The organism is Microbacterium sp. ZW T5_45 (assembly GCF_044987415.1).
Lineage (GTDB): Bacteria > Actinomycetota > Actinomycetes > Actinomycetales > Microbacteriaceae > Microbacterium.
Window position 1 is genome coordinate 11,817 of sequence record NZ_JBJDRJ010000027.1, and the last position, 12,726, is coordinate 24,542.

The window sequence follows — 12,726 nt, forward strand, 5'->3', positions numbered from 1 at the left end:
CGTCGTTCAGACGCCGAGCACGCGCTCGAGGTAGCGGTTCGTGAAGCGTCGATCCGGATCGAGCCGCTCGCGCACCGCGAGGAAGTCGTCGAAGCGTGGATACCGCTCGCGAAGCTCGTCGGTACCGAGGGTGTGGAGCTTGCCCCAGTGCGGGCGCCCACCGTGTTCGAGCATGATCCGTTCCACAGCCGCGAAGTACTCGGTCGGGTCCACACGCCAGTAGCGGTGCACCGCGATGTACGCGCTCGCGCGACCGTGCGCGGTCGACAGCCATCTGTCGTCCTCCTGCGCGAAGCGCACCTCGACCGGGAACTCGATACGCCAGCCGCGCTTCGCGATCAGCGCGCGGATGGCGCGGAACGCGGGGACGACGTTCTCGGCGGGCAGCGCGTACTCCATCTCCCGGAAGCGCACGGTGCGACTCTGCGTCAGCACGCGATGCGAACGATCGGTGTACTGCCGATCGCCCGTCAACTGGACCGCGAGCCGGTTGAACGGCGGGGTGATGGCCGGCGCGATCCGTCCGGTGGCGCACACCGCCCGGTAGACGCCGTTCGACAGCAGAGTCTCGTCCACCCACCGGCCGAGCACGGGCAGCGGCTCTCGGCGTGTGGACTCGGGCACGCGGGTCTGCCGCTTCGTGAGCGCCACCTCGGTGTGCGGGAACCAGTAGAACTCGAAATGGTCGGATGCCGCGACACGATCGTGCAGCGTCGCCAGCACATCCTCGAGCGGCGCGGGTTCATCGATCGCGCGCAGCACGAACGCCGGAACGCACCGGAGCGTGACCTCGACGATGATGCCGAGTGCGCCGAGACCGAGCGCGACGGCGGGCAGGAGCTCGGCGTTCTCGTGCTCGTCGACACGAAGGAACTCGCCCGCGGCGGTGATCATCGTCACCCCGACGACCTGGGTCGCGAGGCCGCCGAACCGCGCACCCGTGCCGTGCGTACCGGTCGAGATCGCGCCGGAGATCGACTGCCGGTCGATGTCGCCGAGATTCTCCATCGCGAGGCCGTAGGGTGCCAGGAGCCCAGGAATACGGTGGAGCCTCGTGCCTGCGAGCAGCGTCACAAGCCCGGTCTCGGCGTCGGCCGACACGAGTCCCTGCAGATCGTCGAGCTCGAGGAGCACGCCGGGGGCGACGGCGATCCCGGTGAAGCTGTGCCCGGCGCCCACGGCCTTCACGGTGAGCCCCTGCGCGCGCGCCGCGATCACTGCGCGCTGCACACCTTCCGGTGTGCGCGGCCGTTCGACCCTGAGCGGCTTCACGGATGCCGATCGGCCCCAGTTCTGCCAGGTGCCGCCGATTCTCGTCACAGGAACGCCTTCCCGTCGCCGCGGTACGTCGGCAGTTCGTCGATGACCTCGTCGCCCGAGACCAGGTGGTAGCGGTCCGTCCGTTCGGCGCCCTCGCCGCTCTTCGCATGCCGGAACCAGACCCGGTCGCCGATCGCCAGGCCGGCCGCGGCCCGTCCCTGCAACGGTGTCTGCACCTCGCCGGCGGCCTCCCTCGGCATCGTGTGAAGGCCCTGCGGCCACACCGGACGCGGCTGGCGCGAGGCGAGGGCGGGTCCGGACGCGATCCATCCACCGCCCAGAACCGTCGCGATGGCGGGCGCCGGGCGGCGGACGACATCGAACGCGAAAGCCGCAGCCGGTGCGGGGCGGAACGAGCGGTATCCGTCGAAGAGGTGGCCACCCAAGAGCCCGCTGCCGGCACTCGCCTCGGTGAGCGATTCGTCGCTCCCGGTGAACTCGAGCGATCCGGTTCCGCCGCCGTTGAGGAACTCGAGCGGCACGACCTGGGAGACCGCCTCGACGATCTCGGCCCGGCGGATCCGGAGTTCCGCCCGGGACCGCGCCTGCACGGTGCGGATGAGCGGAGCATCCGCACCCGCGGCATCGCCCTGACCCGCGATCTGCGCGTCGTACATCTGCAGGCCCACCAGCGAGAACCCGGGGCGCGCGACGACCTTGCGTGCGAACGCGGCCACCTCGCCGGCGGTGAAGAGCGGCGAGCGCCGCACCCCGATGTGGCCCAGCAGCGACGACCGCCACGACGCGTCGACGTCGATCGCGACCCGGATCACCGGGCGGGCGCCGGGGGCGGCGACGCTGTCGATGAGGTCGAGCTGCGCCGGGTCGTCGACCATGAGCGTGATACGGGATGCGGCCTGCTCATCGGCGACGAGGCGGGCGAGGCCGGCGCGATCCACCGTCGGATATCCGAGCACGATGTCGTCGTGGTCCGCGGAGAGCCAGAGGGCCTCCGCCAGGGTGAAGGCGAGGATGCCGCGGAAGCCGGGAAGGGCGAGCACCGCATCCAGGATCCCCCGAACACGGACCGACTTCGAGGCGACGCGGATCGGCAGCCCGCCGGCACGCACGAGGAGGTCCATCGCGTTGTGACGCAGCGCATCGACATCGATCGCCGCGACCGGCGCCGGGAGGTGAGCGGTCGCCGCGGAGAGGCGCGGCCACCACTGGGCGGGGTCCTCCCACGCGGGGACGACCGTCGACGGGCGCTGTTCTACGGTGAGGTCGAGCACTCCCCCACCCTACGACGCCAGGGACTCGGGGTCAGGTGTTGCGGCACCGAGTCGCTCGGCCGAGGCCACGGCTAAGCTGGCTCAGGCACGCCCCCGTAGCCCAATTGGCAGAGGCAGGCGACTTAAACTCGCTGCAGTGTCGGTTCGAGTCCGACCGGGGGTACCGCTCAACGGCCGAACAGATCCCGGACGCCGGGGATGCCGAGATCTCCGAGCCTCTGCCCCCATTCACCGACGGCGTCGCCGAGACCCGAGACCGTGTCACCGGCCGTTCCGATCAGGTCGTCCGCCTCACCGATGAGGCCGTCTGCGGGACCGGTGAGACCGTCCGCTGCTCCGGTCACCCCGTCCGACACAGCGGCCATCCCCTCGGCGGCGATCGCCTCGACGTCGACCGATTGCGCGAGTGCGTCGAAATCCACTCCGAACGTCGCCGCCTGTTCGAGGAGCGGCGCCGCGACGGCGCTGCCCACGGCACCCGCGGCGACGACGCCGAGCACGCCTGCGGCGGTTCCTGCGATTCCCCCGCCACGCACCCGGGAGAGTGTCCCGCGCATGCGTCCCGGCCGCGCACCTTCCGCACGTCCCGCTGCACGAGCGAGATCGTCGGCCGAGGCTGACGCGGGCCGCGCGGTCGGAGGCAGTTCCGCGTTCATCCGATCGCGCACCCGGCCACGCTGCTCCGCGCCGAGTCGGGAGAAGCCGTCACGGTGCATCTGCTCGATCTGGCGCTGATCGCCGGTTCGCAGAAGGTAGTCGTAGCGTGCGATCGCACCACGATCCGCGCGCGAAGCGCCAGCATTCGGAGCATGTGCGGGCGGCGGCGAGTAGGGGTCGCGTGCGGAGACGGTTGGCGAGTGCTGTGCGCGAGGCTGTCCCGGTGCGGGGTCAGGGCTGATGCGCGCATCGTTCCTGCGCCCGTCGCCCTTCCTCCCCTCGTCGAGGTCGAGAGCGTGGCTCGCGCGGCCGAGGAGACGGTCGAGAATGCCCATGATGGTGCTGCCTTCGGTTCGGGCGCGGAGCGCGGACACCGTTCCGGAAGGGCGAAGGGTGCCACAGCGATCCACACGTGCGGACGCCTGGTCTCCTCCACCCCGGATGGGGCCGGTGGGCCGGGACACGACGACATGTCCGTAATGACGACCTCACCGCAGACGGGAGTACTCCCCTTGCCCTTCGCAATCTATCGAACCGCGCTATGAGTCGGCTCGGAGCGAGACGACGAACGCCCCGACTCCGTGCGGAATCGGGGCGTTCGAACGAGAACGGGCTTACTTGGCCGCTGCGGGCTCGGCCTTCTTCTCGGCATCCTTCTCGACGGCCTTCGCCTGCTCGGCGGGCGCGGTGACGGCCGGAGCGGGAGCATCCGCCGCCGGACGCGGACGAGCGGCGAACTCCTCGAAGACGTAGCGCGGGTTCTGCACGGTCTGCAGGTTCACGAGGTCGCGACCCAGCCACAGGTTGTTCCACCAGCCCCACAGCACACGCCACTTGCGCTCCCACGTGGGCATCGCGAGACCGTGGTAGCCACGGTGCGCGACCCAGGCAACGAAGCCCTTGAGGGCGATCTTGCCGGACTGGAAGACGCCGTTGTAGAGACCGAGGCCGGCAACGGCACCGAGGTTCTTGTGGACGTAGTCCTTCGGGGTCTCGCCACGCAGCACGGCGACGAGGTTCTTCGCGAGCAGCTTCGCCTGACGGACGGCGTGCTGTGCGTTCGGCACGCACATGCCGCCGACACCACCGCCGGAGAGGTCGGGGACGGCCGAGACGTCACCAGCGGCCCAGGCGCCTTCGACGAACTCCTCGGCGGTGCCGACGCGCAGGTCGGCACGGGTGCGGATGCGTCCACGCTCCTCGACGGGCAGGTCGCCGCCGCGCACGACGGTCGGATTCGCCATGACACCGGCGGTCCACACGATCAGGTCGGTGGGGATCGACTCGCCCGTGGAGAGCTCGACGATGCCATCGACGGCGCTCTGGAGCTGCGTGTCGAGGTGCACGTTCGCACCGCGCTTCGCGAGATCCTTGAGCACCCACTCGCTCGTGGGGAGCGATACCTCAGGCATGATGCGACCCATCGCCTCGATGAGGTGGAAGTGCGTGTCCTCGAAGCGCAGCTGCGGGTACTTGCCCACGAGCGACGACGCCAGCGAGCGCAGCTCGGCGAACACCTCGATGCCGGCGAAGCCACCACCGACGACGACGACGGTCAGCAGACGGTCGCGCTCGGGGCCCGCGGGCAGAGTCGACGCCTTGTCGAAGTTCGACATCAGGCGGTCGCGGATCGCGACGGCCTCTTCGATCGTCTTGAGCCCGATCGCGTTGTCGGCGATGCCCGGGATCGGGAAGGTGCGCGAGACGGCACCAGCGGTGACGACGATCTGGTCGTACGCGAACTCGTACGAGTCGCCCGACGGCGGCGTGATCGTGGCGACCTTGTTCGCGTGGTCGATGCCCGTGATCTTGGCGGTGATCACGTTCGTGCGCTTGAGGTGACGACGGTGCGCGACGACCGAGTGGCGGGCTTCGATCGAGCCGGCGGCGACCTCGGGGAGGAACGGCTGGTACGTCATGTACGGCAGCGGGTCGACCATGGTCACGTCGGCCTCGCCCTTGCGAAGGTGCTTCTCGAGCTTCCACGCCGTGTAGAAGCCTGCATAGCCTCCACCGACGATCAGAATCTTGGGCACAGTGCTGTTCTGAGGCACAGGGGGACAACTCCTCGGAGTCAGGAATGTGGCGTGCGAGCGCGCGCCGATCGGATGCGCCGGGCAGCAGCGGTGACGCCAAGCGCTACCACGATACCAGGGACTGTGAGTGCGATCAGCGGGAGGGTACCGTAGCGCAGTGAATCAGCGCTGGGAAGCAGCGGTGAACCCGCTTCGGTCGGCGCATCGGCATCCGGGAGCGGCGGAACCTCCACCGGGGCGACGGTCGGTTCCGGTACCGGCACGGTCTCGGCGCGCCGGTACAGCCGGACCCATTCCGCGAGATCACCCATCGGGTTCTTGTCGGTCGACGGCACCTCGTCCGTCACCGCAGCGGCGGCGTCGATCAGACCGTAGCCGTAGAGCGGATCGGGGACCGAGGTCATTCCGGCGGCGGGCACGGCGGTCTTGATGATCCGGTTGATGACGTTCGCCGCGCTCAGATCGGGATGGGCCGAGCGCACGAGTGCGGCGATGCCTGCCACGATGGGAGCCGCTCCGCTGGTGCCGTCCCACTGCATCACGGTTCCGTCGGCGGATGTTCCCAGCAGCCCCTCACTGGGCGCGGACACGCCGATCGTGATGCCCTGGGTCGACGCTTCCAGGCTCGCGTTTCCGGTCTGGTCGACGCCGCCGACCGTGAGCACACCGGGAATCGTGGCCGGCGCACCGATGATGCTGGTGCCACTGCCTCGATTGCCGGCGGCGACGACCACGACGACATCGTGATCGAAGGCGTAGAGGAACGCCTCGTCCCAGCTCGGGTCCCATTCCAGGGTGTTCGTCGTGAAGGAGAGGTTGATGACGTCGGCCCCGTGGTCGACCGCCCACTTCATACCGTTCGCGACCTGCTCGACGAACGGGACGGATGCTGCAGCACCGAAGCCGACCGAGATCGACAGGATGTCCGCCTCAGGCGCCACGCCGACCATCCCGGTGCCGTCGGCTGCGCCACGGCCCGCTGCGAGCGACGCCACCCAGGAACCGTGGTTGCCGTCGATGGCGCCGAGCGGAGTCCGACCGTCCGCCGTTCCGCTGCCCGAGACGTCGGTGCCGTCGACCACCGCGTCATCGAGCGTCCCGGCGACGCGGCCGACGCCCGTGTCGATCACGGCGATGCGGACGCCGTCACCGCGGGTCGTGTTCCACGCCTCACGGATGTTCGCGGCATCGAGCCAGTACTCCGCCGCCCGCACCGGGTCCGCAGGATCGTCCGGCACCGGCCCGGGTGTGGGCGTCGCGGTGGCGCCGGTGAGCAGCACGGATGCCGCGACGATCGCCAGGGCGACGGTTCCGCGCAGCATCCGCCCGGGCCTCATGCCGCCGGGGCTGGGCGCAACGCGGCGCCCGGGTCCTCGCACCGGCACTGGTCCGGGCTCCAGCTCGAACGGGACAACGCCTCGTCGCCGATCGGGTTCACTCCCGGACCCGCCGCGAGGGCGTGTCCGGCGAGAGCGTGCAGGCACTTCACCCGTGTGGGCATACCGCCCGCGGAGATGCCGTCGATCTCGGCGACCTCGCCGAACTGCCGGCGATCCGCGAGGTACGCCTCATGCGCCGCCAGATACGCCGCCGCGGTGTCCGCGTCATCGAGTCGCGCCGCGAGTTCGGGCATCACCTGTGTGGCCTCGAGGGTCGACATGGCGGCGGTGGCGGCGGGATGCGTCAGGTAGTAGAACGTGGGGAACGGCGTCCCGTCGGGCAGCCGTGGTGTGGTCGCGACGACGGTCGGGTTGCCGCACACACAGCGGGCGGCGATACCGACCACCCCCCGCGCGGGACGCCCCAGCTGCGCCGAGACGACGGCGAGTTCGGCGGGAGTGGGCGCGGCGAAGGGGGGCGTGGTCACCCTCCCAGGGTACGGGAGTGCGACGGAGCGGAAGCTGGACGCCGACGCGTCGGGCGCGTCACTCCGCCGGGACCGCGTTCTGGCTGAGACCCGCGGCCGCCACCGAGCGCAGCAACTGTTGCATCCAGTCAGCGGGCCGTTCCTCCAGATCGTCGCTCACGGCGGTCTGCTCCTGCGGCAGAGCCGCGGGGTCGAGGTCGTTGTCCACGAGGTAGACGACCTCACCGGGCTTGACGTAGTAGAGGCGCTCCCGCGCCTGTGTCGTGATGTACGCCGGATCCTTCCAGCGCTCGCGCTCGTCCTCGAGGGCGGCGATCCGGTCTTCGGACACCTGGATCGACGACTCGAGAGCGGCGATCTTCTGCCGCTGGTCGATGAACGTGCCCAGCGTCGGCACGAGCACCCAGGCGCCGAGAACAACGAGCGAGAGCATGATGACCGAGAATGCGGAGAGCCGGATGCCGGATGCCCATTCACGGACGTCGACGCGCCGCGCGGCCGTTCCTGAGCCGGAGCGCGGCTCGGTGATCTGCCCGCGTGGAGACGGCGAAGGAGGAGCCGGACGTCGCGCCATGGGCTCCTCCTCCGCCGGCCGCTGCAGGGCGGCTCCGTCGTTATCTCAGTACTGGGTGCGCGTCAGACGCTCAGGCGCTGAAGCGCGGGAACGCCGAGCGACCGGCGAAGACCGCGGCGTCGCCGAGTTCCTCCTCGATGCGCAGCAGCTGGTTGTACTTCGCGACGCGCTCGGAGCGGGCCGGCGCACCCGTCTTGATCTGACCTGCGTTGGTGGCGACGGCGAGGTCGGCGATCGTGGTGTCCTCGGTCTCGCCCGAACGGTGCGACAGCATCGCGGTGTAGCCCGAGCGCTGAGCGAGGCTGACCGCGTCGAAGGTCTCGGTCAGGGTGCCGATCTGGTTGACCTTGACCAGGAGTGAGTTCGCGACACCGCGCTGGATGCCGTCCGCGAGGCGCTGCGGGTTGGTGACGAACAGGTCGTCGCCGACGAGCTGCACCTTGGAACCGAGTGCCTCGGTGAGGAGCTTCCAGTTGTCCCAGTCGTCCTCGGCGAGAGCATCCTCGATCGTGACGATCGGGAAGTCGTTGACCAGGCCCTGGTAGTACTCGATCAGCTCGGGGCCGGTCCAGTCCTTGTTGTCGAGGCGGTACACGCCGTCGGTGAAGAACTCGGTCGCGGCGACGTCGAGACCGAGGGCGATGTCCTTGCCGGGGGTGAAACCGGCCTTCTCGATCGCCTTGATGAGGAACTCGAGGCCCTCGCGGTTGCTGGGCAGGTCGGGGGCGAAGCCGCCCTCATCACCGAGGCCCGTGGCGTAGCCCGCGGCCTTCAGCTCGCTGCGCAGCACGTGGTAGGTCTCGACGCCCCAGCGGAGCGACTCCGAGTACGTGTCGGCGCCGATCGGAGCGAGGAAGAACTCCTGCATGTCGATGCCGTTGTCCGCGTGCTCGCCGCCGTTGATGACGTTGAACAGCGGAACGGGCAGCAGGTGCGCGTTCGGTCCACCGAGGTAGCGGAACAGCGGGAGGTCGGCCGAGTCGGCGGCGGCCTTGGCCACGGCGAGGCTCACGCCGAGGATGGCGTTGGCACCGGTGCGCGACTTGTTCTCGGTGCCGTCGGTCTCGGTGAGGATCTCGTCGACGATGCGCTGCTCGCTCGCCTCGACGCCCTCGATCGCCGGGCCCAGCTCATCGATGATGGCGGAGACGGCCTTGAGCACGCCCTTGCCGCCGTAACGGCTCTTGTCTCCGTCGCGCAGCTCGTACGCCTCGAAGGCACCCGTGGATGCGCCGGAGGGGACGGCCGCCCGCTGGACGACGCCGTCATCGAGGAGCACCTCCACCTCGACGGTCGGGTTTCCACGCGAGTCGAGAATCTCGCGTGCGCCTACAGCCTCGATCAGTGCCACTGATGTGCTCCTTGCTCAGAGAAAAGGTTGTGTGGAGCGTCGTCGATCCGCGCCCCAGTCTAGCCCGCGCGCTCGACACCCCCGTTGTCGGGGTCAGACCACCACCGCGAGCGCGACGCCGTCCCACCCCTTGACTCCGACCGTCTGCAGAGCGGTCGCATCGAAGCGGGGGTCCTCCCCCAGCATCCGCAGCCCGTCCCGGGTGCCGACCACCTTGGGATCCGTGGAGTCCACCCGCACGATCTCCCCCTCACGTCCGATGTTGTCGAGAACGATCACCGTTCCGGGATGACCGAGCTTCGCCGCCCAGTCGAGGTAGATCGTGTTGGACTCCTTGTCGGCATCGATGAAGACGAAGTCGAACCCGCCGACGAGCGTCGGCAGCACGTCGGCGCCACGCCCGATCCGGATGTCGACGCGGTCACCGACGCCTGCGGCGTCGACGTTGGACCGCGCCACGGCGGCGTTGTCCGCCTCCGCCTCCACGGTCACCACACGCCCCTGCTCTCCGACGCCCCGCGCCAACCAGATCGTCGAGTAGCCACCGAGCGTCCCGATCTCGAGCACCCGGCGAGCGCCGCTGATGCGTGTCAGCAGGTTCAGCAGCTTCCCGCCGACCGGCGCGACCTCGATCTCGGGCAGTCCCGCCTCACGTTGCGCGGCGAGCGCCGCTTCGAGGGCGGGGTCGTGACCGACGAGCGTGTCGACGAGGAAGACGTCCGCTGCGGCCCAGGTGTCAGGTGTCGAGTCCATGTGCTCAGCCAACCCCGCGCCTTCCGAGGCGTCAAGGGGCCGAGGATTCACCCGGCCCGGAGGCCCCGGCATCCGTGCCCCGCGACGCGGCGAGCGCGGGCTGGCGGCGGAACTGGCCGGTCGCCAGGAGTACCGCGACGACGACCGCCGCGACGATCCAACCGGCGACACCGAGCGGGCCGGCGAGCGCGAGGTCGGGCTGGGACGCGGCCACCAGGAGGATGAGACCTGCGGCGGCGTTCAGCGATCCGTGCGCGAGCACCGCGGGCCAGACGGATCCCGAGCGCAGGCGCAGCCATCCGAGCAGCACGCCCCACGCGATGCACCCGGCGACCATGAACAGGACGCCGGTGATGTCGGTGCGGCCGAAGTTGTACCCCAGGAGGATGACCGGGCTGTGCCAGAGCCCCCAGATCGCACCGCTCAGGATAAGCGCGGGCCAGGTGCCGAGCGGGCGGAGCGCGGGCAGCAGCCATCCCCGCCATCCCAGCTCTTCACCGAAAGCCAGCAGGCTGTTGAACAGCGCGCCGAGCGGCAGCATCGCGAGCTGGGCGATCACGAGGACCTCGACCGGCGGCAGCGGTGTGCCCGGCGGCACGGCGCGCTCGATCTCGGCGGCGAACCCGCCGAAGGCGAGATCGAGCTCGACGAAACCGAGAGCCGCGGCGACCAGGACGCAGGCGGCGACGAGCACGGGCGGCACGAGCCAGCCGACGACCATCAGCCACACGACCCGCTTGGCCGGTCGCAGCGGCCAGAGACCGAGGAAGCGCGCGCGGTCCCCCGCACCAGGCACGCGGGTCGCGAAGGTGACGATGATCGCCGCGATCGCCGGTGTGAGCATCATCACCGGCAGCAGGAGACCTGCGATCGGCTCGGCGAGACCTCGTCCGAGCCAGAGCGGGAGTGCGACGAGCCAGGCCAGCCCGCAGGCCAGGACCACGAAGGCGATCGTCACCATCGGTCGGATGCGAACACTCATGCTGCACCTCCCGCGCTGTCGGCCGACGCCGCGAGGAGCGATGCCGCGGACCGGGCGTCATCGACGGTGACGACGAAGACCTTGCCGTTGCGCTGGGCGACCTGCAGCGCCTCGCCGGAGCGGAGCACGACGCCGCGTCGCCCGTCCGTGCCGATGCGATATCCCCACCCGCCGAACTCGGCGAACGGGTTCACATCGACCACGCTCACCGAGGCGACCCTGTCCGCCGGGATCGTGAATCGCGGCCAGCCCGCCACCGATCGCACCTGAAGACCGTCCGCGGTCACTCGGACGCGGAACACGAGCATCGTCGCCGTCAGCAGCGCGAGCACGATCGCGAGGACGCCCGTCAGCCACCACACCGACGAGCCCGTCGCGGCGAGCACCACGGTCAGGCCGAACATGACGAACACGCTGATCCCCAGCACGATCCGACCGCCGGTCGCGGTCGACACCGTACCCATCCACACCGCCCGCTCGGAGTCGGCGAGCGCCAGGGGCGCGGGCGATGTGCCCTCACCCGAGGCCACGCGTCCATCCGGCTGCAGGAACCAGCCGAGCGCCGCGACGCCCGCCATGAGCGCCAGCCCCAGCAGCACCCACGGCGTGATGTCCGGAGCATCGGCCGCATCGGCGAGTCCGCGTTGCACGCCGACGCCGAGGAGCGACAGCAGCGCGAGCATGACGGACAGACCGAGCATGGTCGCTCCGATGAAGCGCGAAGTCGCCGACCATCCTCGTGCCTCTGCGGCGACGGGCCGCGAACGACGGGGCCGCTCCCCCGCGAAGACCGAGAACGCCGAGATCAGGATGATGGCTCCCCCGAGCCCGAGCCCGATCACGAGGTAGGTCCACCCCGGGCCGAATCCATCGACGCCGCCGGGGCCCCAGTGGATCGCCGCAGGCTCCGGAATGGACGGCAGCCAGGCCGCGACCACGACCGCGGACAGCAGCAGGATCACCAGGGGCGCGATCACCCCTACCCAGATGTAGGCGGTGCGGGCGCGACGTGCGTCGGCGTTCATACGGGGGTCTCCTTCACGAGAGCGGCCAGAGTGTCGGGTGAGAGCCCCAACGCGGCAGCGCGGGCGACGAGCGCCGCGATGTCGTGGGACAGTTCGGCGAGCGGAGCGGCGGATGCCGAGACGACGGCACCGCGCCCCCGGCGGAGGTCGACGAGGCCCTCATCACGGAGCTGCTGGTACGCGCGCAGCACCGTGTGAAGGTTGATCTCGAGCGCGCCTGCCAGTTCCTTCGCCGCCGGCAGGCGATCTCCCGGCCCGAGCCGTCCGGTGAGCACGTCCGCACGAACCGAGGCGGCGACCTGCTCGAACAGCGGTCGTGAACTGTCGGCGTCGATCCTGATCAGCATTCCCACCTCCTAGTTCTAGTTATTCTATTTCAAATAGAACAATTGTGCAGTCTCTGGTACCGAATTCCTTCACACCCCCTCGGCCGGGACACTGGGATCATGCGCATCACACCTCGACGACTCGCGATCGGCATGAGTCTGTGGATCCCGAACCTGTTCAGCGGCATCCGGGTACGGCGATTCGCCGACGACTGGACGACGGCGACCGTCGAGCTCCACGTGAACGTGTTCACGCGCAACTACGTGAAGACCGCATTCGGCGGCTCGATGTCGGCCATGACCGACCCGTACTTCTTCATGCTCGTGATGCACCAGCTCGGGCGCGACTACGTGGTCTGGGACACCAAGGGCGAGATCGAGTTCCTCAAACCGTGCCGCGGCGTTCTCACCGCCGAGTTCGTCGTCAGCCGGGAGCGCGCAGCCGAGATCCGACAGCGTGCGCAGGGCGGGGCCAAGGTGCTCGAATGGTTCGAGACGATCATCACCGATCGCGACGGCGATGTCGTCGCGAAGGTGCGTCGCGAGGTGTACATCCGCGAGAAGAGACGGGTGACGTCGGCGCGAGACTCGTGACGTCACCGC

At 69.8% G+C, this 12,726-nt stretch carries 13 protein-coding genes and 1 tRNA gene; 2 read left to right on the forward strand and 12 right to left on the reverse strand.

The window, feature by feature from the left end:
- Positions 1-6 precede the first annotated feature (6 nt).
- Positions 7-1,320, reverse strand: coding sequence for a D-arabinono-1,4-lactone oxidase (locus ACI3KS_RS13660; protein WP_404919089.1), 1,314 nt, complete (start codon positions 1,318-1,320; stop codon positions 7-9).
- Complete coding sequence (locus ACI3KS_RS13665; protein WP_404919090.1) at positions 1,317-2,552, reverse strand: alanine racemase; 1,236 nt, start codon at positions 2,550-2,552, stop codon at positions 1,317-1,319. The genes ACI3KS_RS13660 and ACI3KS_RS13665 overlap by 4 nt, the downstream gene beginning before the upstream one ends.
- 89 nt (positions 2,553-2,641) lie before the next feature.
- Here ACI3KS_RS13665 and ACI3KS_RS13670 point away from each other — a divergent pair.
- Positions 2,642-2,715: transfer RNA gene (locus ACI3KS_RS13670), tRNA-Leu, on the forward strand.
- Between the two features lie 4 nt (positions 2,716-2,719).
- Here the strand turns inward: ACI3KS_RS13670 and ACI3KS_RS13675 are convergent.
- The 10 genes from ACI3KS_RS13675 to ACI3KS_RS13720 form a co-directional block, all read right to left on the reverse strand.
- Complete coding sequence (locus tag ACI3KS_RS13675) at positions 2,720-3,544, reverse strand: cation-transporting ATPase (RefSeq protein WP_404919091.1); 825 nt, start codon at positions 3,542-3,544, stop codon at positions 2,720-2,722.
- Between the two features lie 279 nt (positions 3,545-3,823).
- On the reverse strand, positions 3,824-5,245 hold the full coding sequence (locus ACI3KS_RS13680) for an NAD(P)/FAD-dependent oxidoreductase (protein WP_404919092.1): 1,422 nt from the start codon (positions 5,243-5,245) through the stop codon (positions 3,824-3,826).
- A gap of 38 nt (positions 5,246-5,283) precedes the next feature.
- Complete coding sequence (locus tag ACI3KS_RS13685) at positions 5,284-6,567, reverse strand: S8 family serine peptidase (RefSeq protein WP_404919093.1); 1,284 nt, start codon at positions 6,565-6,567, stop codon at positions 5,284-5,286.
- 11 nt (positions 6,568-6,578) lie between these two features.
- Entirely contained in the window at positions 6,579-7,112 is a 534-nt protein-coding gene (locus ACI3KS_RS13690) for a DUF501 domain-containing protein (protein ID WP_404919094.1), read from the reverse strand.
- A 58-nt stretch (positions 7,113-7,170) separates the two neighbouring features.
- Positions 7,171-7,686, reverse strand: a complete 516-nt coding sequence (locus ACI3KS_RS13695; RefSeq protein WP_404919095.1) for a septum formation initiator family protein — start codon at positions 7,684-7,686, stop codon at positions 7,171-7,173.
- A 70-nt stretch (positions 7,687-7,756) separates the two neighbouring features.
- Positions 7,757-9,037 carry a phosphopyruvate hydratase gene (gene eno, locus ACI3KS_RS13700; protein WP_404919096.1) on the reverse strand — a complete coding sequence of 427 codons (1,281 nt, stop codon included), beginning with the start codon at positions 9,035-9,037 and terminating at the stop codon, positions 7,757-7,759.
- Positions 9,038-9,130: 93 nt separating this feature from the next.
- Complete coding sequence (locus ACI3KS_RS13705) at positions 9,131-9,790, reverse strand: O-methyltransferase (RefSeq protein WP_404919097.1); 660 nt, start codon at positions 9,788-9,790, stop codon at positions 9,131-9,133.
- Between the two features lie 31 nt (positions 9,791-9,821).
- Complete coding sequence (locus ACI3KS_RS13710) at positions 9,822-10,772, reverse strand: CPBP family intramembrane glutamic endopeptidase (protein WP_404919098.1); 951 nt, start codon at positions 10,770-10,772, stop codon at positions 9,822-9,824.
- A complete protein-coding gene (locus ACI3KS_RS13715; protein ID WP_404919099.1) occupies positions 10,769-11,797 on the reverse strand; it encodes a hypothetical protein in 1,029 nt (342 codons plus the stop codon). Before ACI3KS_RS13715 ends, ACI3KS_RS13710 begins: the two co-directional genes overlap by 4 nt.
- A complete protein-coding gene (locus ACI3KS_RS13720; RefSeq protein WP_404919100.1) occupies positions 11,794-12,144 on the reverse strand; it encodes a GntR family transcriptional regulator in 351 nt (116 codons plus the stop codon). Before ACI3KS_RS13720 ends, ACI3KS_RS13715 begins: the two co-directional genes overlap by 4 nt.
- Positions 12,145-12,243: 99 nt before the next feature.
- On the opposite strand from ACI3KS_RS13720, the gene ACI3KS_RS13725 reads away from it, so the two are divergent.
- Positions 12,244-12,717, forward strand: a complete 474-nt coding sequence (locus tag ACI3KS_RS13725) for a PaaI family thioesterase (RefSeq protein WP_404919101.1) — start codon at positions 12,244-12,246, stop codon at positions 12,715-12,717.
- The last annotated feature ends 9 nt before the right edge of the window (positions 12,718-12,726 follow it).

Coding starts and splice junctions, on each gene's coding strand:
- ACI3KS_RS13725 (WP_404919101.1), top strand. CDS start 12,244: ATGCGCATCACACCTCGACGACTCGCGATCGGCATGAGTCTGTGGATC.
- ACI3KS_RS13685 (WP_404919093.1), bottom strand. CDS start 6,567: ATGCTGCGCGGAACCGTCGCCCTGGCGATCGTCGCGGCATCCGTGCTG.
- ACI3KS_RS13695 (WP_404919095.1), bottom strand. CDS start 7,686: ATGGCGCGACGTCCGGCTCCTCCTTCGCCGTCTCCACGCGGGCAGATC.
- ACI3KS_RS13715 (WP_404919099.1), bottom strand. CDS start 11,797: ATGAACGCCGACGCACGTCGCGCCCGCACCGCCTACATCTGGGTAGGG.
- ACI3KS_RS13710 (WP_404919098.1), bottom strand. CDS start 10,772: ATGAGTGTTCGCATCCGACCGATGGTGACGATCGCCTTCGTGGTCCTG.
- ACI3KS_RS13705 (WP_404919097.1), bottom strand. CDS start 9,790: ATGGACTCGACACCTGACACCTGGGCCGCAGCGGACGTCTTCCTCGTC.
- ACI3KS_RS13675 (WP_404919091.1), bottom strand. CDS start 3,544: ATGGGCATTCTCGACCGTCTCCTCGGCCGCGCGAGCCACGCTCTCGAC.
- ACI3KS_RS13720 (WP_404919100.1), bottom strand. CDS start 12,144: ATGCTGATCAGGATCGACGCCGACAGTTCACGACCGCTGTTCGAGCAG.